The organism is Nocardia sp. NPDC047038 (genome assembly GCF_040644075.1).
Taxonomy (GTDB): domain Bacteria; phylum Actinomycetota; class Actinomycetes; order Mycobacteriales; family Mycobacteriaceae; genus Nocardia; species Nocardia sichangensis.
Map to the genome: position 1 here is coordinate 572,263 of NZ_JBEYVQ010000001.1, position 24,284 is coordinate 596,546.

The 24,284-nt window shown below is 70.1% G+C and carries 22 protein-coding genes; 17 read left to right on the forward strand and 5 right to left on the reverse strand.

Translation table 11 applies throughout. The features are described 5' to 3' along the window. The first annotated feature begins 80 nt into the window (after window positions 1–80). Window positions 81–506: a DUF1707 domain-containing protein gene (locus ABZ824_RS02720; protein WP_356961277.1), complete on the forward strand. Its 426-nt coding sequence runs from the start codon at window positions 81–83 to the stop codon at window positions 504–506. A 57-nt stretch (window positions 507–563) separates the two neighbouring features. Here ABZ824_RS02720 and ABZ824_RS02725 read toward each other — a convergent pair whose 3' ends face one another. Beyond that, entirely contained in the window at window positions 564–2,225 is a 1,662-nt protein-coding gene (locus ABZ824_RS02725; protein WP_356961278.1) for a hypothetical protein, read from the reverse strand. 418 nt (window positions 2,226–2,643) lie between these two features. Between ABZ824_RS02725 and smc the strand changes: the two genes are divergently transcribed. Beyond that, window positions 2,644–6,264 (forward strand): chromosome segregation protein SMC, encoded by a 3,621-nt coding sequence (gene smc, locus ABZ824_RS02730; protein ID WP_356961280.1) that lies wholly within the window; start codon window positions 2,644–2,646, stop codon window positions 6,262–6,264. A gap of 285 nt (window positions 6,265–6,549) precedes the next feature. On the opposite strand, the gene ABZ824_RS02735 is transcribed toward smc, so the two are convergent. Beyond that, window positions 6,550–7,467: an NmrA family NAD(P)-binding protein gene (locus ABZ824_RS02735; RefSeq protein WP_356961281.1), complete on the reverse strand. Its 918-nt coding sequence runs from the start codon at window positions 7,465–7,467 to the stop codon at window positions 6,550–6,552. Window positions 7,468–7,573: 106 nt separating this feature from the next. Here ABZ824_RS02735 and ABZ824_RS02740 point away from each other — a divergent pair, with 106 nt between their 5' ends. After that, window positions 7,574–8,347, forward strand: a complete 774-nt coding sequence (locus ABZ824_RS02740) for a helix-turn-helix domain-containing protein (RefSeq protein WP_356961282.1) — start codon at window positions 7,574–7,576, stop codon at window positions 8,345–8,347. A gap of 119 nt (window positions 8,348–8,466) precedes the next feature. On the opposite strand, the gene ABZ824_RS02745 is transcribed toward ABZ824_RS02740, so the two are convergent. Then, window positions 8,467–8,856 (reverse strand): DUF2237 domain-containing protein, encoded by a 390-nt coding sequence (locus ABZ824_RS02745; RefSeq protein ID WP_019048221.1) that lies wholly within the window; start codon window positions 8,854–8,856, stop codon window positions 8,467–8,469. A gap of 193 nt (window positions 8,857–9,049) precedes the next feature. Here ABZ824_RS02745 and ftsY point away from each other — a divergent pair, with 193 nt between their 5' ends. The 9 genes from ftsY (at window position 9,050) to ABZ824_RS02790 (ending at window position 20,373) form a co-directional block, all read left to right on the forward strand. Beyond that, the gene (ftsY, locus tag ABZ824_RS02750) at window positions 9,050–10,549 is read left to right on the forward strand and encodes a signal recognition particle-docking protein FtsY (protein WP_356961283.1); all 1,500 of its coding nucleotides are present in this window, start codon (window positions 9,050–9,052) and stop codon (window positions 10,547–10,549) included. A 353-nt stretch (window positions 10,550–10,902) separates the two neighbouring features. After that, window positions 10,903–12,282, forward strand: a complete 1,380-nt coding sequence (locus tag ABZ824_RS02755; protein WP_355069874.1) for an ammonium transporter — start codon at window positions 10,903–10,905, stop codon at window positions 12,280–12,282. A 5-nt stretch (window positions 12,283–12,287) separates the two neighbouring features. Next, a complete protein-coding gene (locus ABZ824_RS02760) occupies window positions 12,288–12,626 on the forward strand; it encodes a P-II family nitrogen regulator (RefSeq protein ID WP_330249397.1) in 339 nt (112 codons plus the stop codon). A 143-nt stretch (window positions 12,627–12,769) separates the two neighbouring features. Next, the gene (locus ABZ824_RS02765; protein ID WP_356962428.1) at window positions 12,770–15,184 is read left to right on the forward strand and encodes a [protein-PII] uridylyltransferase; all 2,415 of its coding nucleotides are present in this window, start codon (window positions 12,770–12,772) and stop codon (window positions 15,182–15,184) included. A 121-nt stretch (window positions 15,185–15,305) separates the two neighbouring features. Continuing rightward, window positions 15,306–15,620 carry a hypothetical protein gene (locus ABZ824_RS02770; RefSeq protein ID WP_355069876.1) on the forward strand — a complete coding sequence of 105 codons (315 nt, stop codon included), beginning with the start codon at window positions 15,306–15,308 and terminating at the stop codon, window positions 15,618–15,620. A 104-nt stretch (window positions 15,621–15,724) separates the two neighbouring features. Next, window positions 15,725–17,287, forward strand: a complete 1,563-nt coding sequence (ffh, locus tag ABZ824_RS02775; RefSeq protein WP_356961285.1) for a signal recognition particle protein — start codon at window positions 15,725–15,727, stop codon at window positions 17,285–17,287. Between the two features lie 166 nt (window positions 17,288–17,453). Further along, on the forward strand, window positions 17,454–18,548 hold the full coding sequence (locus ABZ824_RS02780; protein WP_356962429.1) for an amidohydrolase family protein: 1,095 nt from the start codon (window positions 17,454–17,456) through the stop codon (window positions 18,546–18,548). A gap of 54 nt (window positions 18,549–18,602) precedes the next feature. Beyond that, window positions 18,603–19,586 carry an LLM class F420-dependent oxidoreductase gene (locus ABZ824_RS02785; RefSeq protein WP_355069879.1) on the forward strand — a complete coding sequence of 328 codons (984 nt, stop codon included), beginning with the start codon at window positions 18,603–18,605 and terminating at the stop codon, window positions 19,584–19,586. Between the two features lie 49 nt (window positions 19,587–19,635). After that, entirely contained in the window at window positions 19,636–20,373 is a 738-nt protein-coding gene (locus ABZ824_RS02790; RefSeq protein ID WP_356961287.1) for a class I SAM-dependent methyltransferase, read from the forward strand. Window positions 20,374–20,393: 20 nt separating this feature from the next. Here the strand turns inward: ABZ824_RS02790 and ABZ824_RS02795 are convergent, their stop codons facing one another. Beyond that, window positions 20,394–20,549 carry a hypothetical protein gene (locus ABZ824_RS02795; protein ID WP_356961289.1) on the reverse strand — a complete coding sequence of 52 codons (156 nt, stop codon included), beginning with the start codon at window positions 20,547–20,549 and terminating at the stop codon, window positions 20,394–20,396. A gap of 222 nt (window positions 20,550–20,771) precedes the next feature. On the opposite strand from ABZ824_RS02795, the gene rpsP reads away from it, so the two are divergent. The 5 genes from rpsP (at window position 20,772) to ABZ824_RS02820 (ending at window position 23,258) form a co-directional block, all read left to right on the forward strand. Further along, window positions 20,772–21,203, forward strand: coding sequence for a 30S ribosomal protein S16 (gene rpsP, locus ABZ824_RS02800; protein ID WP_355069884.1), 432 nt, complete (start codon window positions 20,772–20,774; stop codon window positions 21,201–21,203). Between the two features lie 94 nt (window positions 21,204–21,297). Beyond that, window positions 21,298–21,540 (forward strand): RNA-binding protein, encoded by a 243-nt coding sequence (locus tag ABZ824_RS02805; RefSeq protein ID WP_011210690.1) that lies wholly within the window; start codon window positions 21,298–21,300, stop codon window positions 21,538–21,540. Continuing rightward, the gene (rimM, locus tag ABZ824_RS02810) at window positions 21,541–22,065 is read left to right on the forward strand and encodes a ribosome maturation factor RimM (RefSeq protein WP_356961291.1); all 525 of its coding nucleotides are present in this window, start codon (window positions 21,541–21,543) and stop codon (window positions 22,063–22,065) included. Between the two features lie 73 nt (window positions 22,066–22,138). Further along, window positions 22,139–22,843: a tRNA (guanosine(37)-N1)-methyltransferase TrmD gene (gene trmD, locus ABZ824_RS02815; RefSeq protein ID WP_356961293.1), complete on the forward strand. Its 705-nt coding sequence runs from the start codon at window positions 22,139–22,141 to the stop codon at window positions 22,841–22,843. A 238-nt stretch (window positions 22,844–23,081) separates the two neighbouring features. After that, a complete protein-coding gene (locus tag ABZ824_RS02820; protein WP_356961295.1) occupies window positions 23,082–23,258 on the forward strand; it encodes a TetR family transcriptional regulator in 177 nt (58 codons plus the stop codon). A gap of 173 nt (window positions 23,259–23,431) precedes the next feature. Here the strand turns inward: ABZ824_RS02820 and ABZ824_RS02825 are convergent, their stop codons facing one another. After that, window positions 23,432–24,283 (reverse strand): LuxR C-terminal-related transcriptional regulator, encoded by an 852-nt coding sequence (locus tag ABZ824_RS02825; protein ID WP_356961296.1) that lies wholly within the window; start codon window positions 24,281–24,283, stop codon window positions 23,432–23,434. Window position 24,284 lies beyond the last annotated feature (1 nt).

Consider the following 24,284-nt stretch of genomic DNA (forward strand, 5'->3'; position numbering starts at 1 on the left):
GGGGTTGACATTCCACTTTGGAGGGTTATGCTTAAGTCATATTCCACTATGGAGGGTGGAACCCGTCGATAGGACCAGGCATGGACATCTCCACCGGCACCCGCGCCTCGAATGCCGAACGCGACGCCGTGGTGCGCCTGCTCGGCAGGCATATGGCGGACGGGCGGATCGATCTGCCCGAATACGACCAGCGCGTCGCCCAGGTGTACGCCACCACCGACCGGGAGGACCTGCGCGGGGTGTTGTCCGATCTGCCCGAATTGAGCAAGGACGCGGGCGCACCGGCCACCGCACGCCCGCGCATCCCGATCTGGCAGCGTATCGAGGGCAGCACCTGGCTCGCAGTGAGCGCGCTGGTGCTGGTCATCTGGGGCGCGATCTCGCTGAGCGTCGGCGCCTTGACCTACTTCTGGCCGGTATGGGTGATCGGCCCGTGGGGCGCCGTCCTGGCGTTCCGCATGGTGGCCGGCTTCGAGAACGGCCGATTCACCCGCCGCGCGAGCTGAGCGTCATCCCTCGGCGCTGTCACCCGGATCATCGAGTGACAGCGCCGTTTTCGTGTCCTACCATCTGCGCCGCGAGGACTCGTGCGGGGGGAGCGAGGTATCGCGGCGTGACCGCTGGTCGTCGCGATGGCGGCGGCTGGGTGGTTGGTCGTAGGTCCGTTCCGGTGCTCGGTCGGATGGGGTGGGGCGGTCGCGGTAGGGAGTATCGGGTCGCTCTCGTCGGCCGGTCTCTGACTCGAAGTTCGTGGGCTCCTGGCCACGCCCCGATCGCCGGTTCGCTCGCGGCCATCCGGCATCCGCTTCGTCGTAGTCGTCGCGATGTCCAGCGACGGGTGTTGTGCCGTGCCCGTCCTGCTGCCGACGTCTCGGCAGTTCGGGGCGGCCGGGTGTAGGGCGCGGGTGTGAATCCGTCCCGCCGCCGCGCGGAAGCCGATCGCTGCGCCGAGTGGGTTCGGGTTCGTCGCGGCGACGGCGCGACGGCGCGGGCGAACCGTAGTCGTCGGCCGGACGCTTCGCTTGTCCGGTGGGCCGGGGTTTGTCGCCGCGAGTTCGTCGATCGGTATCGGTGCGCGGGGACGAGGGCGGTGGGTCGGCGGCTCCGCGCCGGGGGGAGCGAGTTTCGCCGTGCGCGGCTAGGGACTCGCGGGATCGTGTCGCAGCGGGTTTTCCGCGGTGGTCATGCTCGTCGGAGGATTTCGCGGACGCGCGGGCCTCCCGTGCGCCGGACGCGTCGTTCGGCGGCTTCCGGTGGGATCCGCTCGCGTGGGGCGGCTGCGGCGGACGCCCCGGCTGGAACACGGGAAGTTCCCGGGTGTCCTGGGTGGCGCTGACGCCTTTCTCCTGATATTTCGCGGAAATGTCGTGAGCGCGCAGCCACGCACCCGGGTCGTGGCGGGCGGCGGCGTCCAACCACGGAAGGGTGTCCTCGAGCAGATCGAGCAGGTCACCGCGCCCGTCGCCGAGTGCGCCGCGGATGGCGGGGAAGACGTCCGCGGGGAACGTCCACTTCCATTCCGACCGCGCCTCACCGTGTCGGCGGCCGTGCAGGACGAGGTCGCCGGAGCGGGAGATCTTCGCCCGCACCGTTCGCGTGCCGGATTCGATGACGAGTTCGCCGGTCTCGCTGCGGGTGATCTGCTCCGTCTCGTCATGGTCGTCGAGTTCGCCGGGCTCGATGTCGTCGTCGGGGTCGACGCGGCGCATCCATTTCGTCACCGCGCCCAGCGGGAGCAGCGGCTGCCGGTCGTCCGAGTCGCCGGAGCGGGTGATCCGCAATGTCCGCGCAATCCCGGCGACGAGATCCGCGCGCCTTGGGGTTTCCGCGGGTTCGGGCAGGTCTTCGTCCTCGAAGTGAGCCATGGGCGTCGACCGCGCGCCGGTGCCGGTGCGTCCGGCCCGCTCGTCCCTGCCGTGCCCGGGGTCGGCGGATCGCCCGGCTCGACCGGGAAAATTCCCAGAACTGGGAGTTTCGTCCTCCTCGTCGTCGTCCCACGGCGGGTCCGCGTCCTGCTCCTGCGCCCGCAGTTTGATCTCGAACCACGCCGCGCCCAGGGCGGCCGCACCGAAGGCGGCCGCGATCGCGACCTCCACCCGCACATCGCTCAGCAGCGCGCTCTTGCTGCGTTCACAGGCGTGCAGGAGCAGCAGGCTGCCGAGTACCAGCCCCGCGATCCGGGCAAGGCGGAACCGGGTACTTGTCCCTGGTGAGGGGGCAGACATCGTGGTGCGCTCCCGAAATTCCGCTGGCGAATCAGAGGGATCGTATGTGGCCGGAGGGTGTGGCGTCAGTGCCAGTTCGAGACCGCGCGGAATCGGCGGACCCACGGGTGGGGAGGCTACCGGTGGCAGGCCGAGCGCGGGCGGGCGTTCCCCGGTCGCGGCGAGAGGGCCGAATGGGTCGTGCCGCTGACACCGACCGGCAGCGTGGCCGCCCATTCCGGCAAACCTCGAGCACATCGAAATGCGCGCGAACCGGCGGCGAGTCGATAACCTACGGATATCGCCGAACCACCACTCGGCCGCGCACGCCGTCGGGCCCCGGAGGCTCCCGGTACGCGACGGATACCATGACAGGTCGCCGGATGCGCTGCCGCGACGCGAAACGCCGACCGGGCAGAACACGGAAAGGTCGTCGAACTTGCACCTGAAGAGCCTGACGTTGAAGGGCTTCAAATCCTTCGCGTCCGCGACGACACTGCGCTTGGAACCGGGCATCACGTGTGTGGTCGGTCCCAACGGATCGGGCAAATCGAACGTCGTCGACGCGCTCACCTGGGTGATGGGTGAGCAGGGCGCGAAGGCGCTGCGCGGCGGCAAGATGCAGGACGTCATCTTCGCGGGCACGGCGGGCCGCGCCCCCCTCGGCCGCGCCGAGGTCACGCTGACCATCGACAATTCCGACGGCGCGCTGCCGATCGACTACGCCGAGGTGTCCATCACCCGGCGCATGTTCCGCGACGGCGCGGGCGAATACGAGATCAACGGCAACTCCTGCCGCCTGATGGACGTGCAGGAACTGCTCAGTGACTCCGGTATCGGCCGCGAGATGCACGTCATCGTGGGGCAGGGTCAGCTGTCGGCCATCCTGGAGTCGCGCCCGGAGGACCGCCGCGCGTTCGTCGAGGAGGCCGCCGGTGTGCTCAAGCACCGCAAACGCAAGGAAAAAGCGGTACGCAAGCTCGAGGCGATGCAGGCCAACCTGGCCCGGCTGACCGACCTCACCACCGAACTGCGCCGCCAGCTCAAACCGCTGGGCAGGCAAGCCGAGGTGGCGCGCAGGGCGCAGACCGTGCAGGCCGACCTGCGCGACGCCCGGTTGCGGCTGGCCGCCGACGATCTGGTCACCCGGCGCGGAGAGCTGGCGAGCCAGCAGAGCAAGGAAGCGTACGCGCGCGAGCAGCAGATCACCGTGCACTCCGAGCTGGACGCCGCCAACGCGGCGCTGGCGCAGCAGGAATTCCAGCTGTCCCGGCTGACGCCGAGCGCCGAGGCCGCCGCACAGCTGTGGTTCCAGCTCTCCGCGCTCGCCGAACGGGTCAACGCGACCATTCGCATCGCCGGCGACCGGGCGCGGCACCTGGACACCGCAGCTCCGGTCAGCACCGGCCGCGACCCCGAGCAGCTCGAGGCCGAGGCCGACCGGGTCGAAGCCGAGGAGGCCGAACTGCGCGAAGCGGTGGAGATCGCCGCGGAGACCTTGGAGGCGGCCCGAGACCAGCTGGCCGAACGCGAATACGCCGCCAAGGCCGCCGAGCAGGCGCACCTGGCCGCCGTGCGGGCGATCGCCGACCGGCGCGAGGGCGTGGCCCGGTTGTCCGGCAAGGTGGACACCCTGCGGGCCAGGGCGCAGTCGGTGGACGCGGAGATCGCGCGACTGTCGGTCGCCATCGCCGACGCCCGTCACCGCGGCGAGGCCGCCCAAGCCGAATTCGACACGGTGCAAGCCGAACTCGCCGAACTCGACGCGGGCGAGGCCGGTCTGGACGCCCAGCACGAGCACGCGGTACAGGCGCTGGAACTGGTCGATCAGCGGGTCACCGAACTGCGTGAACAGGACCGCGACGCGAGCAAGCGAGTCGCATCGCTCGGCGCGCGGATCGAGGCGCTCGGCATGAACCTGGCGCGCCGGGACGGCGTCGCCTGGCTGGTGGAGCACCGCGAACAAGGTCTGCTCGGCCCGCTCTCGGCGCTGCTGCGTGTGCACGGTGGCTTCGAGGCCGCGGTCGCCGCCGCGCTCGGCCCGCTGGCCGACGCCGTCGCCGCCGACACCGGCGAGTCCGCGCACGCCGCGATCCAGGCGCTCAAGGACGCCGACGGTGGCCGCGCCGCCGTCGTCTTCGGCGCCGAGCGCACCGATCGGCCGCAGCCGGGCGCGTTGCCCGACGGCGCCCGCTGGCTGGTCGACGTGGTGGAGTGCCCCGATACGGTGCGCGGCGCGATCGCGGCGCTCACCGCGGGGATCGCCGTGGCCGACGATCTGCCCGCCGCCCGCGCGCTGGTCGCGGTGCGGCCCGAGCTGCGCGTGGTCACCCGCGACGGCGATCTCGCCGGAAACGGCTGGCTGCTCGGCGGTTCCGATCGCGCGCCCAGCCAGCTGGAGATCCAGGCCGACATCGACGCCGCCCGGACCGAACTGGTCGCGGCGCAGCGGCGCGCCGAGGAACTCGAGGCCGCGCTGTCCGGCGCGCTCGAAGAGCAAGCCGATCGCAAGGACGCCGTCGACCACGCGCTGCTCGCCCTGCACGAATCCGACCAGGCGCTGGTGGCGATCTACGAGCGGCTGGGCAGGCTCGGCCAGACCGCCCGCACCGCACACGCGGACCGCGAACGGCTGGTCGGCCAGCGCGACGACGCGGAGACGAGCCGGGAAGAGGCACTCGCCTCGCTCGCCGAACTGGAAGACCGCCTGCGCCATGCGGAACTCGAGCAGGCCGAGGTCGATGCCGACGGTGCGGGCGCGGCGGGCACCGAGTCCGCGGGCCGGGCGCGGGAGGAGGCGGCGGCCGCGCTGGCCGAGGCGCGGGCGATGGAGGTCGAGGCCAGGCTCGCCGTGCGCACGGCCGAGGAACGAGCGGAATCGGTACGCGGCAAGGCGGACTCGCTGCGCCGGGCCGCGCGCGCCGAGCGGGAGACCCGGGCCAGGGCCGAGCGCGCCCAGGCCGCGCGCAAGAAGGCGGCGGAGGTGGCCGCCGCCGTCGCCGAATCCGGCGCGAAGATCGCGGGCGAACTCGAGCGCGTGGTCGCCGAGGCGGGCGCGCGCCGGGACGAACTGGTGCGCAAGCGCTCCGAGTGTGCCGCGCAGGTGGAGCAGGTCAAGGAGCGGGTGCGTGCGCTCACCGCGCAGCTTTCCCAGCTCACCGACGCGGTGCATCGGGACGAGGTGGCGAAGGCTCAGGCGGCGCTGCGCATCGAGCAACTGGAGGCGACCATCGCCGAGCAGTTCGGCATCGCGCTGGACGACCTGATCGCCGAGTACGGTCCGGACGTGCCGCTGCCGCCCTCGGCGCTGGAGCTGCAGGAATACGAACAGGCCAAGGAGCGCGGCGAGCAAGTCAGCGAACCCGCGCCGATGCCTTACGACCGGCAGACCCAGGAACGTCGCGCCAAGCGTGCGGAGAAGGATCTCGCCACCCTGGGCAAGGTGAATCCCCTGGCGCTGGAGGAATTCGCGGCGCTGGAGGAGCGGTACAACTTCCTGGCCACGCAACTCGAGGACGTCAAGAGCGCGCGCAAGGATCTGCTCGACGTGGTCGCCGAGGTCGATGCCCGCATCCTCCAGGTGTTCACCGAGGCATACGCCGACGTGGAACGCGAGTTCGTCGAGGTGTTCGCGAAACTGTTCCCCGGTGGCGAGGGCAGGCTGCTGCTCACCGACCCCTCGGACATGCTCACCACCGGCATCGAGGTGGAGGCACGTCCGCCGGGCAAGAAGGTCAAGCGGCTGTCGCTGCTGTCCGGTGGGGAGAAGTCGCTGACCGCGGTCGCGTTACTGGTGGCCATCTTCCGCGCCCGGCCCTCGCCGTTCTACGTGATGGACGAGGTCGAGGCCGCGCTCGACGACACCAACCTGCGCCGCCTGATCGGCCTGTTCGAGCAGTTGCGGGAGAAGAGCCAGCTGATCGTCATCACCCACCAGAAGCCGACGATGGAGATCGCCGACGCGCTCTACGGTGTCAGCATGCGCGGCGACGGCATCACCCAGGTGATCTCCCAGCGGCTGCGCGGGGAGAACTTGGCCCCGGTCGGCGCGGTGGGCTGAGCCGCGCCGCGCGGTCACCCGCGGCGTGCGCGGAGGGTGACGGTGCCGGAGTCCAGGTCGACCAGCGGATCGTCACCGGAGACCCGATCGTCGACCTTCGCGATCGCCACCCATTCCTTGCGCTCGTGGATGTGCTTGCGCGACGGGCCGAATACTCGTCGACCTCCGCGCCGACCGGGTCGCGCCGGGCGCGGCCGGGGATCCTCCGCGCGGGCGTATCAACGCGCCGAGGGTACGCCTCGCCGCACGATCATCCCGTTGAACAGGGTGAATAGTCGCCTCGAATCACCCTGCGACGCGCGCGCTTTCGTGGTCGAGCAGCGCTTTGATCTGCGCCGCTCCGGTCTCGGCGAGCCAAGTGTCGAACGTGCGCAGCCCGGGGTGGATCTCGCGGATCTCGTCGACGTCGGCGAGCCAGCCGCCGGTGTGGCGCATGAGGCGCCACGTATTGCCGATCTCCTCGCCGAGCGCGTCCGCCTCGGCTTCGGTGACTTCGTGGTAGCGCACCTGATGCCCGGTGGCGGCGCTGATCGCCGCGGCGGCCGCGGGCGGGACGAGCACATCGCCCGCGAGTTCGAGGACGCGGCCGTGGAAGCGATCCGGGTCGGCGAACGCGAGACCGGCGATATCGCCGATGTCCGCGACGGCGATGACCTTCATCGGACCTTCGGCCCGGAACAGGTGCCGGTGCACGCCGTCGAAGATGCCGTCTACGGGGGACGTGCGCAGCAGGTAGTTCTCCATGAAGCGCACCGGGCGCAGCAGGGTGTACCGCACGCCGCTGGCGATGACGGCGTCTTCGATGCGCTTCTTGCCCCTGGCCCCCCACGAGACGTCGTCGCCCATCGACGCGATGCCGGTGAACACGATCTGCCACACACCGGCCGCACGCGCGGCGTCCACGACGGCTTCTCCGCGCGCGGCTTCCGATTCGACATCCCAGCCTTCGGGGCCGTACGCGGCGGGCGGGACCAGGAACAGTCCGCTGACGCCGGCCAGCGCCGCGGGCAAGGTCTCGGGGGCGTCGAAGTCGCCGACGGCGAGTTCCGCGCCCGCCGCGGCCAACTCCCGCGCGGCGGGCGACTGCGCGTCGCGGACCAGCGCGCGCACCGCCCTGCCGTCGGCCAGCAGTCGCCGGGCGGTCACGCCGCCTTGCTTGCCGGTGGCGCCGGTGACCAGGATGAGGTTGTGCTGAGGGGACATGCTCCGCCTTCTCTGCTCGGTAGAATCGGGTTGGTTGACCCGGATTCGAACGATACGGGTGCCTCGACCCGATTGACCAGGCTGCTCAACGGAAGGCCGTAACGAAATGACCGCATCGCTCGCCCCGGGCGCGACGTCGCGAGCCGATGCCCGCCGCAATCGCGCCCTCGTGCTGGCTGCCGCGCAACGCGCCTTCGCGGAGCAGGGCGCCTCCGTGTCGCTCGTCGAGGTCGCCCGCAGGGCGGGTGTCGGCGCGGGCACCGTCTACCGGCACTTCCCCACGAAAGCCGCACTGTTGGAAGCGGTTATGCAGCAGCGCGTCGACCGGTTGGCGAAGATGGCCGCAGACCATCTCGCCGCGCCGGATCCGGGCGCCGCCTTCTTCGACTTCTGCACCGCGGTGATCACCACAACGCCGGACAACCAGGCGTTATGCGACATCGTTCAGTCCGACGACGGCTGGCCGCGTGCGCTTCTGCGCAGCGCGGGGGCGCGTTTCCACGACGCGTTGGCCGCTCTGCTCGACGCGGCCAAGCGCGACGGGGCGGTCCGGGCCGACATCGAACTCGACGACGTGCTGGCGATCTTCACCGGATGCGTTGCGATCCAACGGCTACGGAAGGCGCGGGGCGGCATGGACCGTAGCGCCGCCATCGTGCTGGACGCGCTGCGCGCGGAGCCGGTAGGGCTGATGGTGACGAAACGGGATGCGGTGGCCGAAGTCCGTAACGAAACTGTCGATCGTAACGAAAGTGGAGCCGACAGCTGCCCGGTATGTCACGCGGCGTTGTCCCGCGCTGGGACGGGCCGACGGGCGAGATATTGCTCGGCGGCATGTCGTCAGAAAGCTCATCGTCGGCGCGTCGCGGCGGCGCGCTGAGCCGAATGGCGCATTTGTGCCAATCGGTTCTCCGCTGCGCCACGAACCGATCGGACACCGGCCCGCGATTCGGGTGAGCCGGTGGTCCACGCTGCGCCCGCCGTAGGGTTACCGGTGGCTCAGAGCAGGTCGCTGACGTCGTCGGGCACGTCGACGGCGTACTTGCGCAGGATGTCCATCGAGATCACTTCCAGGGCGTTCTCGTGCGTGGCGGCCAGCACCACGGGCGCGGCGACGCCGTCCTCGTGCGCGTGCAGCCATCGCACGGCGACCACGCACCATCGGTCACCCGGCTGCAAACCGGGAAAATTGTTCTCCGGCCGCGGCGTGCTCAAATCGTTTCCGATGGAAGCTTGATGCTCCAGGAATTCTGCCGTGACGACGGTGCACACAGTGTGGCTGCCCAGATCCTCCGGCCCGGTACTGCAGCAGCCGTCCCGGTAGAAGCCGGTGAGAGGATCGGTGCCGCACTCTTCCAGCGGCCCCCCAAGCACGTTTCGATCGGTCACGTCGCCGATCCTATTGTCCCTTCGCGAGAAGTTCCGCAGGACAAGAAATCTGGAGGGCTGTGTCGGTGCCCGCTCGCACCCGCCCTCGGCCCGGCACCTGCGACGTTCGCCGAGTTCGCGCCCCCGGCCCCGGCGCGCGACGCGCGCGCCGGGTGCGGCTCGGGGCCGATCCCGTGACGGTCGGTCTGCAAGGATGGTCCGCGTGAGTCCTGAAGTCTGGATCCTGATCGCCGCGGTCGCCGCACTGCTGCTCGTCGTGCTCGTCGCCGGTTTCGTCCGGTACAAGCGCGGCCGCGTGTCGTTGACTCCGCCCACGCAGGAGAAAGAGGTGACCGACCGGTCCGGTGGTTATGCCGCGTCCGGCGGATTCACCTTCAGCCGGGGCGGCGCGGCGACCGAACCGCAACCGGTCGAGCGCACCGACACCGAAGGACAGCCGCACGTCGGCGACGACGCCGCGATTCCACGCGACGCGCCCAAACGCGGCATCACCAACGTTCCGTTGCCGGACGCGGACGTCACCGAGGCCTCCGTCGCGCCGGACGTCGTCGAGCCGGCCGCCGAGCCCGAGGCGGGCACTCCGGCGGCCGAGACGCCAGCGCAGGCGCCCGACCAGCTGGAAACCCAGGAGAGCCCGGCCACGGCCACGGCCGAGGACGCGACCGCCGAGCCGCCCACCGACACCGCGGGGCCGGACACCGAAGCCGCCACCGAGATCGTCGCGCCCGACACGCCCGCGGGGGTGGAAGCACCCGTCGCGCTGGAGGAGATCGAGCCCACCGCTGGCCGCCTGGTCCGGCTGCGCGGACGACTGTCACGCTCGCAGAACGCGGTCGGCAAGAGCCTGCTCGGCCTGCTCGGCGGCGGTGACCTGGACGACGACTCGTGGGAAGAGGTGGAGGACACCCTCGTGCTGGCCGACCTCGGCACCGCGAGCACCACCGCTGTCGTGTCCCGGCTGCGCTCGGAGATGGCGGCACGCAGCGTGCGGACCACCGACCAGGCGCGTGCCGTGCTGCGCGACGTGCTGATCGAGCAGCTGCGACCGGAGCTGGACCGCTCGGTGCGCGCGCTGCCGCATCCCGATCACCCGTCGATCCTGCTCGTGGTCGGCGTGAACGGCACCGGCAAGACCACCACCACCGGCAAGCTCGCCCGCGTGCTCGTGGCCGACGGCCGCCGGGTGCTGCTCGGCGCGGCCGACACCTTCCGCGCCGCGGCCGCCGACCAGTTGCAGACCTGGGGCGAACGGGTCGGCGCCGACACCGTCCGCGGCCGCGAGGGCGCCGACCCGGCCGCGGTCGCGTTCGACGCGGTGGCCGCGGGCGTCGAGCACGGCGTCGACGTGGTGCTGATCGACACGGCAGGTCGGCTGCACACCAAGACGGGGCTGATGGACGAGCTGGGCAAGGTCAAGCGCGTCGTGGAGAAGAAGGCCGCCGTCGACGAGGTCCTGCTCGTGCTGGACGCGACCGTCGGGCAGAACGGACTGACCCAGGCCAGGGTGTTCGCCGAAGTGGTCGATATCACAGGCGTCGTGCTGACCAAGCTCGACGGGACGGCGAAGGGCGGCATCGTCTTCCAGGTCCAGCACGAATTGGGCGTGCCGGTGAAGCTGGTCGGGCTCGGTGAGGGGGCTGACGACCTGGCTCCGTTCGAGCCCGCCGCGTTCGTGGACGCGCTGCTGGGCTGAGCCGTTCCACTCGCCGAGACCGGTCGAAAGAGGTTGCCGCCCGCGGCGTTCCATCCACGAGGTGCGCCGAGAGCGCTCGTTCGATCGCCGCCACCCTCGGTGCGAGGGCGGTCACACCCCGGAAGTTTGCCGACTCCTCGTGCGCGGTAACGAATGTCCGATTTCCCGAACACCGTGCTCACAGCGCCGGAAAACCGCTGGTGCGTGGGACGAAACCTAGTGGCAACACAGCTGCTCCATCCGTTCACGTAGGTGAAACACGGCAGCTCTACGGATGAAACACCGAGTTAGGACCCTTCTGTTCAGGTCCATTTGCCGGAAGCGGCTGGGCCCGAGATGAGGAGGACATTAAGGTGGCTTTTCCACTTACCGGTGCACCGGATACCGGTGACACCGCTTGGATGCTGGCGAGTTCGGCGCTCGTGTTGCTGATGACGCCGGGCCTGGCTTTCTTCTACGGCGGCATGGTCCGGTCGAAGAACGTGCTCAACATGATCATGATGAGCATCAGCGCCATGGGCCTGGTCGGCGTTCTGTGGTCGCTGTACGGATACTCGACGGCCTTCGGCGACAACACGTTCGGCGTGATCGGTGACCCGACGCAGTTCTTCGGCCTGAAGGGCCTGATCGGCGGCAACTCCGTCGCCGAGGTCAAGGACGCGGCGGGCGCGGTCACCACCGACGCGGTGAACATCCCGCTCGCGGGCACGATTCCGGCGACCGTCTTCGTCGCCTTCCAGCTGATGTTCGCCATCATCACGGTTGCCCTCATCTCGGGTGCGGTCGCCGACCGCTTGAAGTTCGGCGCGTGGCTGGTGTTCGCGGGCATCTGGTCCACGGTGGTCTACTTCCCGGTCGCGCACTGGGTGTTCGACTTCGACGTCAAGGACGCCGACGGCAACGTCGTGCACGAGGGCGGCTGGATCGCCAACAAGCTGCTCGCGGTGGACTTCGCCGGTGGAACGGCGGTGCACATCAACGCCGGTGCGGCCGGTCTGGCCCTGGTGCTGGTGCTCGGCAAGCGCAAGGGTTGGCCGACCACCCCGTTCCGCCCGCACAATCTGCCGTTCGTCATGCTCGGCGCCGGTCTGCTGTGGTTCGGCTGGTTCGGCTTCAACGCCGGATCCGCGGTGACCTCCGGCGGCCTCGCTGGTTCGACCTTCGTCACCACCACCATCGCGACCTGCGCCGGGATGCTGGCCTGGCTGTTGGTGGAGAAGATCCGCGACGGCAAGCCCACCTCGCTGGGCGCCGCCTCGGGCATCGTGGCGGGTCTGGTCGCCATCACGCCGTCGTGTTCCTCGGTGAACGTGCTCGGCGCGCTCGCCATCGGCGTCGTCGCCGGCGCGCTGTGCGCCCTCGCGGTCGGTCTGAAGTTCAAGTTCGGTTTCGACGACTCGCTCGACGTGGTCGGCGTGCACCTGGTCGGCGGTATCGTCGGCACTCTGATGGTCGGTTTCGTCGCGGCGCCCGAGGCGGGTGCGGCCAAGACCGGCCTGTTCTATGGCGGCGGTTTCGATCAGCTGTGGCGGCAGGCGGTGGGTGCCGGTGTGGTACTTGCCTTCTCCTTCATCGCGACCCTGATCATTGCCTATATCGTGAAGTTCACCATTGGGCTGCGCGTGAGCGAGGAAGCAGAGTCGGTCGGCTTGGACGAGTCCGAGCACGCGGAAACCGCCTACGACTTCGCCGCTCTGGGTAGCACGGCACGTTCGGCCGTCAAGGAGGCATGACGAACATGAAACTGATCACCGCAATCGTCAAACCGTTCACGCTCGAAGACGTCAAGTCCGGTCTCGAGCAGGCGGGTGTGTTGGGCATGACCGTCAGCGAGGTCCAAGGGTACGGCCGGCAGAAGGGCCACACCGAGGTGTACCGCGGCGCGGAGTATTCCGTCGACTTCGTGCCGAAGGTTCGCGTCGAGGTCGTCGTGGACGATGCCTCCGTCGACAAGGTCGTGGAGGTGATCGTGGAGGCCTCCCGCACCGGCAAGATCGGCGACGGCAAGGTCTGGATCACTCCGGTGGAGGCGATCATCCGGGTGCGGACCGGCGAACGCGGCACCGACGCGCTGTAGCGGAAACGAGTCGAGCGGCGGCCCCGCTCCCACCGGAGCTCCCGGTCGGGGCGGGGCCGCGCGCATCAAATGGGCGGTGGGTTGTGGCTAGTCAGTACGAGCACGACGGTGATCCGAAGGTCACCGAACAAGGCAACGGCAAGGTGTCCAACGGGGCGGCCGACCTGGTCCGCGCGCGAACCCAACTGCTCGACGGCGGCCAGCCGCGCAATCCCCGGCTGGACGCGCAGTCGCTGCGCCAGGCGCTGGTCGACCTCTATGAACTCTGGCTCACCAGCAAGGGCGCCGAACTGGGCATCGCCCCCGACAGCGGTCTGGCCGTGGTGGCCGTCGGCGGCCTGGGGCGCGGGGAGATGCTGCCGTACTCCGATCTGGACCTGGTGCTGCTGCACGACGACGTCGACCCGGCCCGGGTGGCCGAGGTCGCCGACCAGCTCTGGTATCCGCTGTGGGACGCGCACATCAAACTCGACCACAGCGTGCGTACCGTTCCGCAGGCGCTTCGGGTGGCCGCGGACGATCTCATCGCCGCGCTCGGCATGCTCGAGGCCAGGCACATCGTCGGCGACCAGGAACTGAGCAATCTGCTGATCGGCGGGGTGCGCCGGGAGTGGCGCACCGGCATCCGCTCCCGCTTCGAGGAGCTCATCGCCCAGGCCAAGGCCAGATGGGAGCGCAACGGCGAGATCGCGCACCGCGCCGAGCCCGACCTGAAGAACGGGCGCGGCGGCCTGCGCGACATCCAGCTGCTGGACGCGCTGGCCATCGCCCAACTCACCGACGCCATGCCCGGATTGGGGCCGGACGTGCCCGGCGGCGGATTGAAGCAGGCGCACCGTCGGCTGCTGGACGTGCGCACCGAACTGCACCGTGTGGCGGGACGAGCCCGCGACCAGCTGCGCGCACAGGACGCCGACGAGATCGGCGCTGCCCTGCGCATCGGCGATCGGTTCGATCTGGCCCGCACACTGAGCGATTCGGCCCGGACGGTCAGCTACTCCGTGGACGTCGGGCTGCGTACCGCGGCCAACGCACTGCCCCGCCGGGGATTGGCGCGCCTGCGCCGGATGCCGGTGCGCAGGCCGCTGGACGAAGGCGTGGTCGAGCACGCGGGTGAGGTCGTGCTGGCCAGAGACGCCCGCCCGCAGCGCGACCCCGGGCTGATCCTGCGCGTCGCGGCGGCGTCGGCGCAGACCGGCCTGCCGATGTCGGCCACCACCCTCAACCGGCTCTCCGAGGACGCTCCCGAGCTACGCGAGCCGTGGCCCAAGGACGCCCTCAACGACTTGCTGGTCCTGTTGGGCGCGGGCCGCGGCACGATCGACGCGATCGAGGCGCTGGACCGGACGGGATTGTGGGGCAGGCTGCTGCCGGAATGGGGCGCCGTGCGCGACCTGCCGCCGCGCGATGTCCAGCACATCTGGACCGTCGACCGGCATCTCATGGAGACGGTCGCCTACGCGGGCGGGCTGAGCACCCGGGTCGCCCGCCCCGACCTGCTCGCCCTCGGTGCGCTGCTGCACGACATCGGCAAGGGTCGCGCGGGCGATCACAGCGTGGTCGGCGCGGAACTGGCCACCCATATCGGCCGCCGCCTCGGACTGTGGCCGTCGGACGTGCGCACGCTCAGCGCGGTCGTGCGCCATCACCTGCTGCTGCCGGAAACCGCGACCCGGCGCGATCTGTCCGATCCGGAGACGGTGCGGTACGTCGTCGAGGCGCTCGACGGCGATCCGCAACTGCTGGAGCTGCTGCACACCCTGGCCGAGGCGGATTCGCAGGCCACCGGTCCCGGCGTGTGGGGCGACTGGAAGGCGTCGCTGATCGGCGAACTGGTCCGGCGCTGCCGGTTGGTCATGGCGGGCGACCAACTGCCGACACCGGAACCGATCGCACCGGAATTGGTCGAGAAGGCCAGGGCGGGCGGTGTGCACGTCGATCTGCAGCCCGGCGAGAGCAAGCACACGTATGTGGTCACCGTCATCGCGCCCGACAGCTCCGGGCTCCTGTCCGACGCCGCGGGCGTGCTCGCGCTGCATTCGCTGCGCGTGCTGTCGGCCGCGCTCGGCGTCGAAGGCGCCTCCGCGGTGGACACCTTCGTCGTCGCGCCCAAGTTCGGCGATCCGCCGGACCCGGGGCTGTTGCGCCAGGAATTGATCCGAGCCACGGCCGGCGACCTGGATGTGGCGGCTGCGCTGGCCAAACGCGAGCGCGAGGCGGGCACGATCGGCCGGAGCCGGTACGCGCAGGCCCAACCCCGGGTGATCTGGTCGGACACCTCGGTACCGGGGCAGGTGATCCTGGAATTGCGCGCCGAGGACCGGGTCGGCTTGCTCAGCCGCCTGGCCGCGGAGCTGGCCGGCTGCGGAGCCGACGTCCGTTGGGCCAAGGTGGTCACGATGGGGTCCGCGGTGGTCGACAGCTTCTGCCTCGAGCTGGGCGCCGAGGACAGCCCCTCGCGCCGCGAAACGATCGAGAAAGCGCTTATCGCGGTGGTTCCCAGAACCGCGCCGAAACCGCCTGCTGACGGTGCTCGAGACTCGGAAAATGGTGATTAGCAGCACTTTTATCCGGTGATAAATCTGTTGCGCAATATTTGCTGCATCCCAACTCTCGTCTCGCGACCTGACCCTACGATCTAGAGCGTCCGGCTATCGCGAGCACGAGGGGAGCAGGTCGATGGCAATTGAAGTCGTTTCGGCATCCACGATGACGAGTGACGAGACCGCGCACATGGCGCGCTGCGTCGGCGGCGACCGGTGGGTGGTCTCCTGGCTTCCTGGTCGCACGCTGACCGGGCGACAGGCGGTTACCGCGATGACGATCGCCTCCACGGTCGCCACCTCGCCCATCCCGAGCAGGGCCGAGTGGGCCGTTCTCGACGGCCTGGCCCTCGAGCTGGGCCTGACCGCCAACGAGGCGGTCTTCATGGTGGCCGAGGAGAACCACGACTACCGCAAAACGGCCAGGCCGCGCCGTCGCGTGCTCGACTAGCGAGCCCGCCGCGCCGGGAAGGACGCACCGCCTGCGCGAACACGCGGGCGATCCCATTACCCTGGGAGAGAATGTGACGTCCCCCGAGATCAGGAGCGCGATCGGTGTTCGAATCCCTGTCCGACCGGCTTACCGGTGCCCTCAAGGATCTGCGCGGTAAGGGGCGTCTGTCACCGGCCGACATCGACGCCACCTGCCGCGAGATCCGCCTGGCCTTGTTGGAGGCCGACGTCGCGCTGCCCGTGGTCCGCGGGTTCATCGGGCGGATCAAGGAGCGCGCCAAGGGCGCGGAGGTCTCCGCGGCGCTGAACCCCGCCCAGCAGGTCGTGAAGATCGTCAACGAGGAACTCATCGGGATCCTCGGCGGCGAGACCAGGCGGCTGAACCTGGCCAAGAACCCGCCGACGGTGGTCATGCTGGCCGGTCTGCAGGGTTCCGGTAAGACCACGCTCGCGGGCAAGCTGGCCAAACTGCTGAAGGGGCAGGGCCATCAACCGTTGCTGGTGGCGTGCGACCTGCAGCGCCCCGGCGCCGTCACCCAGCTGCAAGTCGTCGGCGAGCGCGCGGGCGTGCCCGTCTACGCGCCGCACCCCGGCACCTCGATCGGTGGCGGTGAGAACCCGCTCGGCATCTCCGCCGCCGATCCGGTGAACGTGGCGCGCGGGGGTGTCGAAGAGGCGCGGCAGAAGCAGCACGACGTCGTCATCGTCGACACCGCGGGCCGTCTCGGCATCGATGAAGAGCTCATGCGCCAGGCCGCGGGCATCCGCGACGCCGTGCAACCGGACGAGACCCTGTTCGTGCTGGACGCCATGATCGGCCAGGACGCGGTCAACACCGCCGAGGCGTTCCGTGACGGCGTCGGCTTCACCGGCGTGGTGCTCACCAAGCTCGATGGCGACGCCCGCGGTGGTGCGGCGCTGAGTGTCCGCGAGGTCACCGGCGTGCCGATCCTGTTCGCCTCGACCGGTGAGAAGCTCGAGGACTTCGACGTCTTCCACCCGGATCGCATGGCCAGCCGCATCCTCGGCATGGGCGACGTGCTCACCCTGATCGAGCAGGCCGAGCAGGTCTACGACGCCAAGCAGGCCGAGGAGGCCGCCCGCAAGATCGGCAGCGGCGAGCTCACCCTCGAGGACTTCCTCGACCAGATGCTGGCCATCCGCAAGATGGGCCCGATCGGGAACCTGCTCGGCATGCTGCCGGGCGCGGGCCAGATGAAGGACATGCTCGCCCAGGTCGACGACAAGCAGCTGGACCGGGTGCAGGCGATCATCCGCGGTATGACCCCGGCCGAACGGGCGAACCCGAAGATCATCAACGCCTCGCGCCGCCTGCGCATCGCCAACGGTTCCGGTGTCCAGGTCTCCGAGGTCAACCAGCTCGTCGACCGCTTCTTCGAGGCCAAGAAGATGATGACGATGATGGGCCGCCAGATGGGGTTGCCCGGCGCCCGTCGCGGCAACGCGAAGAAGGGCAAGAAGGGCAAGAAGGGTGGTCGCGGCCCGACGCCGCCGAAGGTGCGCGGTGGTTTCCCCGGGATGGGCGGCATGCCCGGCCTGCCCGCGGGGATGCCCGACCTGTCGAACATGCCTGCCGGTCTGGACCAGTTGCCGCCCGGCCTGGAGGGCTTCGATCTCAGCAAACTGAAGTTCCCGAAGAAGTAGGCCACTTACGCCGCCCACGCTGTTCGTGGGCGGCGTGCCTGTGTGCCTCGCCGGTCGGTCGCCGTGTGCGCGGCGTCGCTGCCGCGTGGCCGTGCTTCGCGCGAAATATCCGATCCGGGAGTCGGACACCAGGTTGGCGGCCGCCGACGAATTCCAGGAGGGTGCGGTGCATCTGCGTGGTGTGGTTCTTCCCGAAGGCGAGGTGCGCGACCTCTGGGTGCGCGACGGCCTGGTGTCGTTCGAGCCCGTGCCCGGAGCCGAAACGCTGTGCGGCTCGGGCTGGATCGTGCCGGGACTGGTCGACGCCCACTGCCACGTCGGGATCCGGTACGGCGGGGGCCACGAGGACCACGCCGGCGCCGTCGCACAGGCCGAGACCGAGCGCGCCGCCGGTGCCCTGCTGCTGCGCGACGCGGGCTCGCCCATCGACACCCGGTTCGTCGACGACCGCGAGGACCTGCCGCGGATCATCCGCGCGGGCCGCCACATCGCCCGTCCGAAGCGTTACATCCGCGAACTGGGCATCGAGCTCGACGACGAACGTGACCTGCCGGAGATCGTCGCCGAGCAGGCCCGCCTCGGCGACGGCTGGGTGAAGATCGTCGGCGACTGGATCGACCGCTCGGTGGGCGACCTGCGGCCGTTGTGGAGCGACGCGATCCTGAAGGAGGCCATCGCCGCAGCGCACGCCAACGGTGCGCGGGTCACCGCACACGTCTTCGGCGAAGACGCGCTACCCGGCCTGATCGACGCCGGTATCGACTGCCTGGAGCACGGCACCGGTCTCACCGACGAGACCATCGAGATGATGGTCGAGCACGGCACCGCCCTGGTTCCCACCCTGATCAATATCGACACCTTCCCCGGTATCGCCGACAGCGCGGGCAAATTCCCCGTCTACGCCGCGCACATGCGCGATCTGCACCGGCGGGTGCGCGGCACGGTCGCCGCCGCGCACGAGGCGGGCGTGCCGATCTTCGCGGGCACGGACGCGGGCGGTTCCATCCGCCACGGGCGCATCGCCGACGAGATCGCCGCGCTCGGCGCCGCGGGACTGTCCCGGCACGACGCGCTCGGCGCGGCCTCCTGGCAGGCGCGCGAGTGGCTCGGGCGACCCGGCATCGAGGACGGTGCTCCCGCGGATTTCGTTGTCTACGAGGAGGATCCGCGTAGCCACCCCGAGACGCTCACCACGCCGTACGCCGTTGTGCTGCGCGGGCGCGTGTACGGCGGGCACGGTCCGGTCACCGGCCATAGATAACTCGGCGCCGCGGCTCACCCGCGCGTATCCGAAAGGGGCGTAAGGTCGGATTTCGTGACAATTCGCCTCGGATATCAGATGCCCAACTTCAGCTACGGCAAGTCGGTGCGCGAGCTGTTCCCCACGGTGATCGCGCAGGCCCGAGAGGCCGAAGCCGCCGGTTTCGACACGGCCTTCGTCATGGACCACTTCTATCAGTTGCCCGGCATCGGCACGCCCGACGAGCCGATGCTCGAGGCCTACACCGCGCTCGGCGGCCTGGCCACGGCGACGGAGCGAATCCAGTTGTCGGCGTTGGTCACCGGCAACACCTACCGCAACCCGGCGATGCTCGCCAAGACGGTCACCACGCTGGACGTGGTCAGCGGTGGCCGCGCGGTGCTCGGCATCGGCGCGGGCTGGTTCGAACTCGAGCACCGCTCCCTGGGCTACGAGTTCGGCACCTTCACCGACCGCTTCGAGCGGCTCGACGAGGCGCTGCACATCATCCAGCCGATGCTGCGCGGCGAGCGGCCCACCTTCCAGGGCAAGTGGTACCGGGTCGAGAACGCGATGAACGAGCCGCGCGTACGCGACGATCTGCCGATCCTGCTCGGCGGCAGCGGTGAGAAGAAGACCTTCGGCCTGGCCGCTCGCTTCGCCGACCATCTCAACATCATCTGCAACGCGTCCGAGCTGCCGCGCAAGATCGAGGCGCTGCGGGCGCGCTGCGCGGAGGTCGGCCGGGATCCGCGGACCCTGGAGACCAGCTACCTGTGCTTCGTCATGATGGACGAAGACGGTGACCTCGTGCGCAAGCAACAGCGGGATTACTTGAGCCGCATGGGTATCGACCTGTCGGCCCTGTCGGACGCCGAGCTCGCGCAGAGCCCGGCCGACCGCCAGTTCGTCGGCACACCGGACGAGGTTGCCGAACAGCTGCGGACCCGCGTTCTCGACCACGGCGTAGACGGTCTGATCATCAATATGGTGTTCAACGGGCACGAGCCGGGTGCGGTCGAACTCGCCGGGCGTACCTTCGCTCCCTTGGTGCGCTGACGAGCGCGAACCCGGCACGAATACCGTTGGCGCTGGTTATGATCGGGCAATGATAGCCCCTCCGTGGCGCGCGTCGTACGGTGTCGACGCGCCGTCGGTGCTGTTGTTGCTGGGAGTTCTCGCGGTCGGGTATCTTGCCGCCGCGCTGGTGGTGGCGCTGTTCCAGCAACTGCGCCCGAGCCTGCTGCTCCTGCTGATCGGCGTCGTGCTGGCCACGCAGTTCGGGCTGTTCCTGCAGGCGACCCGCCGGGGCAAGTTCCGGGTCTGGGCGCGCCTGCTCGACGACCTCGAACTGCGTGGCGACGAACGATTGCTCGACATGGGGTGCGGGCGCGGCGCGGTGCTGCTGGCCGCCGCGCGCCGCTTGCCCGCCGGGTGTGCGGTGGGCCTGGATCTGTGGTGCTCCGCGGACCACTGCGAGAACACCCCGGCCACCGCGGAGCGGAACGCGCTCGCGGAGAACGTCGCCGACCGGATCGAGTTGCGCACCGGCGACATGACCCGCATGCCGTTCCCGGACGGCGTGTTCGACGTCGTCGTCTCCAGCTTGGCGATTCACGACATCAAGACCGCCGAGGGCCGGGCGGCGGCGCTCCGGGAGGCGTGCCGCGTGCTGCGTCCCGGCGGCAAACTGGTCATCGTCGATATCGGCGACACCCGGGCGTACCGCGCCGTCCTGGCGGCGAACGGCGCGACCGCCCTCACCCTGCGCCCCGTGGGGTGGCAGATGTGGTGGGGCGGCCCCTGGGTCCCCACCCGTGCGCTCACCGCCACCGCTCCGGGCTAGCCGCATCGAGACGCCGAGCCTCACTCCATGGCGCGGGCGACGCCCGCGGCAACGAGTCGCAGCACCCGGAACACGCCGGGTACGACGTACTCGACGGCAGCCTCCTCGCCGGAGTTCGCTCGCGATGTCGCGGGTGATGCGGGCGGGTCGTGGCGGTGGCGTCGGAACAGTCGCATGCCTGGTTATGGCGGGTGGGCATCGTTGTGTGAACACGCACGCGATTTCTGGCGGGATCGTCCGGTCTGGCACAATGGACCACCGTCCTTCCGGACAAGTGTCAGCCCGTCTCCGGTTCCGTACCGCGCGGCGGTCACACACTCGAAAGCGCAAAACCGGGCTCGCAGACCATGCGGGTCGCCGAATTGCGTCGTGACCAACCAACGAAAGGCAGATCAGCAGTGGCTGTTCGCATCAAGCTCACCCGCCTGGGCAAGATCCGCAACCCGCAGTACCGCGTCGTCGTCGCGGACGCCCGCACCCGCCGTGACGGCCGGGCCATCGAGTCCATCGGCAAGTACCACCCGAAGGAAGAGCCCTCGCTGATCGAGATCAACTCCGAGCGCGTGCAGTACTGGCTCGGCGTCGGCGCGCAGCCGACCGAGCCGGTCCTCCAGCTGCTGAAGATCACCGGCGACTGGCAGAAGTTCAAGGGCATCGAGGGCGCCGAGGGCACCCTGAAGGTCAAGCCGGCCAAGCCGTCGAAGCTGGACCTTTTCAACGCCGCGCTGGCCGCCGCCGACAACGAGCCGGTCGCCGAGGCGGTCACCCCCAAGAAGAAGGGCAAGAAGGACGCCGAGGAGGGCGCCGAGGCTGCCGAGGCCGGCGAGTAATGAGCGGGCGATACCCGTCCATCCGATACCCGTCGCGAGCCGTGCGCAGATCGGCCCCGACGACGGGTGAGTTGCGTCGTGAGGTGATGGAGCAGTGAGCGCCGTCGTCGCCGATGCCGTCGAGCACTTGGTGCGCGGTATCGTCGCCAATCCCGATGACGTCCGCGTCGAGCTGATCACCGGCCGCAGGGGACGCACCGTCGAGGTGCACGTTCACCCCGATGACCTGGGCAAAGTGATCGGTCGCGGCGGACGTACCGCGACCGCGCTGCGCACCCTCGTCGCCGGTATCGGCGGCCGGGGCATCCGGGTCGACGTGGTCGACACCGACCAGTAGATGGAACTCGTCGTCGGGCGGGTCGCCAAGTCGCACGGCGTGCGCGGCGAACTCGTCGTCGAGGTGCGCACCGACGAGCCGGAGGCGCGTTTCGCGCCGGGCGTCAGGTTGCGCGGTCGGCTGCCGCGAGCGGCGGAGGTTCGCGAGTTCACCGTGGAGTCGGCCCGGGAGCACTCGGGCCGGCTTCTGGTGTTCCTGTCCGGTGTGACCGACCGCACCGCTGCCGACGCGCTGCGCGGCATGCTGTTCGTGGTCGACAGTGCCGACCTTCCGCCTTCCGAGGATCCGGACGAGTTCTACGACCACGAACTGGAGGGGCTGGAGGTACGGCTCACCGACGGCACCGTGGTCGGCTCCGTGCGCGAAGTGCTGCATTCCGCGGCGGGTGAGTTGCTGGAGGTGCGGGCCGCGGACGACGGGCGGGAGATCCTGATACCGTTCGTCACCGCCATCGTGCCCACGGTGTCCCTCGCCGAGGGCGTGATCGTGATCGATCCGCCCGAAGGTTTGCTCGACCCGGAATGACACGGTGGGCGTCCGACCGCGCGTCGCTCGCCCCGGCCGACGACCTGCGGCCCGGCGGCGCTAGGAGACAGTCATGAAACTCGACGTCGTCACGATCTTCCCCGAGTACCTGGAGCCGTTGCGCACGGCACTGCTGGGTAAGGCGATCGACAAGGGACTGATCTCGCTCACGGTGCACGACCTGCGCCGTTGGACGCATGACGTGCACAAGTCCGTCGACGATTCCCCGTACGGGGGTGGGCCGGGCATGGTCATGAAACCGACCGTGTGGGGCGACGCGCTCGACGAGGTGTGTCCCGATGACGCGCTGCTCGTGGTCCCCACGCCCGCAGGGGTGCCGTTCACGCAGGCCATGGCACACAGCTGGGCCGCCGAGCGGCATCTCGTCTTCGCCTGCGGCCGCTATGAGGGCATCGACCAGCGCGTCTTCGACGACGCCGCCCGCCGCGTCCGGGTGCTAGAGGTCAGCATCGGCGACTACGTGTTGATCGGCGGCGAGGCGGCCGTGCTGGTGATGACCGAGGCCGTGGTCCGGCTGCTGCCCGGTGTCCTCGGCAATCAGCAATCACATCAAGAGGATTCGTTCTCCGACGGGTTGCTCGAAGGTCCCAGCTACACCCGTCCGGTCTCCTGGCGCGGGTTGGACGTCCCGCCGGTCCTGCTGTCCGGCGACCACGCGAAGGTGGCGGCCTGGCGGCGCGAGCAATCACTCGCGCGGACCCGCGAGCGTCGTCCGGACCTGCTCGCGGACCACGGCACGGCCGGACCCGAGCGATAGACCGGAATCGCGTCGCTCGGCGCCCGGGTGGCACGTGCCGACCCGTAGGCGGCGCGGACCCCGGCCGCGCGATCCGGACGGTCGCGGGTCCGGCTGGGTTGTTCCCACAGTGCGCGGGCACGGGGCGGATCGCGGCCGAACGGGGTCCGGGGATGGTTCGAGGTGCCTGCCCAACCCGGTCGGCAGTGCTGCGCGAAGCGTGCGCTGGAGCGGGTCCGTCGCGCACTACGCTGAGTGAATGCCGGACACCCGCTCCGCGCTGCTCGATTCCGCGATCCGGCTGCTCGACGCGGGTGGCGTCGAGGCGGTGACCCTTCGCGAGGTCGGGCTCGGCGCGGGTGTGTCGCACAACGCCCCCTACAAGCACTCGCGAACAAGGAAGCGCTGCTCGCCGCGATCGCCGCGCGCGAATTGACCGAACGCGCGGCCACTCTGGCCGAACTCTCGCACAGCGGGCCGCGACTCCCGCCGCCGTACTGCGCGCAGTGCTGCACAGTTACATCGAGTGGGCACCGCGCCGTTCGCAGCGGCAGCCGGGCGTCGCGGGCCGTGCTCGGGCCTTCCCTCGGTGGACTGCAGCGGGGATCGTCAGGGCAGCAGACCATGGCGGCGGGCGGCCACCACCGCCTCGTGCCGGGAGTGGGCGTCGAGTTTGACCATCGCGTTGCGAAGGTAGCTCTTCACGGTCTCCGGGCCGAGTGAGAGTCGTTGCGCCGCTTCCTGGTTGGTGCAACCCAAGGCGATCTGGGACAGCACGTCGAGTTCTCGGCGGGACAGTTTCGGGCCGTCCGGCCGCGGGTCGCCGGTCATGACCCGGGTGAGGCGCTCGCATACCGCGTGCAGGCGTCCGCGCAGCCGATCGTCCTCGGTCGAGCGCGCCATGCCGCGCAGTTCGGCGTGGATGTCGCGGAGTTCCTCCGTGATCGCCGGTGCCGCGGCCGCCGACGGCGCGGTGGCCTCCAGCATACGCAGCCGACGGTCGACCTCGTCGCGAACGGCGATCTCGGTGGCCAGGCGGCGCCCGGCCTGCACGACCAGATCCGCGGTGCGGTCGCCCAGCGGACTCGCGCCGCGCGTCGCGGCGTAGAGCACCGCGCGGGAGCGCTGGTCCACCACCACGGGCACGGCGAGCACGGAGCGGATGCCCTCGCCGGAGACCGGCCCGTCGTAGTCGTGGGTGATCGAGGAGGCGCGGCGATAGTCGGAGACCGCGGCGGGCCGTCCGGAATCCATCACCCGTCCGCCCAGCCCGGAAGCCCGCACGACGGCCAGACCGCGCAGGCCGTTGGTCAGCGTGCCGACGAATTCCGACAGCAGCAGCGCGTCGCCGTGCACTTCGCCGCCGAACGCCACCGGCACGCCCGCCGCGCTCGCCACCCAGCGGATCTCGGCGCGCAGCGCGTCGCTGTCGCGCGGACGCAGCAGTGCGGTGTGGGTCACG

Excerpts from the sequence above, each read along its gene's own strand:
- ABZ824_RS02720 (WP_356961277.1), top strand. The coding sequence starts at position 81 with ATGGACATCTCCACCGGCACCCGCGCCTCGAATGCCGAACGCGACGCC.
- ABZ824_RS02820 (WP_356961295.1), top strand. The coding sequence starts at position 23,082 with ATGCCGGACACCCGCTCCGCGCTGCTCGATTCCGCGATCCGGCTGCTC.
- ABZ824_RS02740 (WP_356961282.1), top strand. The coding sequence starts at position 7,574 with ATGACCGCATCGCTCGCCCCGGGCGCGACGTCGCGAGCCGATGCCCGC.
- ABZ824_RS02770 (WP_355069876.1), top strand. The coding sequence starts at position 15,306 with ATGGCAATTGAAGTCGTTTCGGCATCCACGATGACGAGTGACGAGACC.
- ABZ824_RS02725 (WP_356961278.1), bottom strand. The coding sequence starts at position 2,225 with ATGTCTGCCCCCTCACCAGGGACAAGTACCCGGTTCCGCCTTGCCCGG.
- ABZ824_RS02790 (WP_356961287.1), top strand. The coding sequence starts at position 19,636 with ATGATAGCCCCTCCGTGGCGCGCGTCGTACGGTGTCGACGCGCCGTCG.
- rimM (WP_356961291.1), top strand. The coding sequence starts at position 21,541 with ATGGAACTCGTCGTCGGGCGGGTCGCCAAGTCGCACGGCGTGCGCGGC.
- ABZ824_RS02735 (WP_356961281.1), bottom strand. The coding sequence starts at position 7,467 with ATGTCCCCTCAGCACAACCTCATCCTGGTCACCGGCGCCACCGGCAAG.
- trmD (WP_356961293.1), top strand. The coding sequence starts at position 22,139 with ATGAAACTCGACGTCGTCACGATCTTCCCCGAGTACCTGGAGCCGTTG.
- ABZ824_RS02760 (WP_330249397.1), top strand. The coding sequence starts at position 12,288 with ATGAAACTGATCACCGCAATCGTCAAACCGTTCACGCTCGAAGACGTC.
- ABZ824_RS02795 (WP_356961289.1), bottom strand. The coding sequence starts at position 20,549 with ATGCGACTGTTCCGACGCCACCGCCACGACCCGCCCGCATCACCCGCG.
- ftsY (WP_356961283.1), top strand. The coding sequence starts at position 9,050 with ATGGTCCGCGTGAGTCCTGAAGTCTGGATCCTGATCGCCGCGGTCGCC.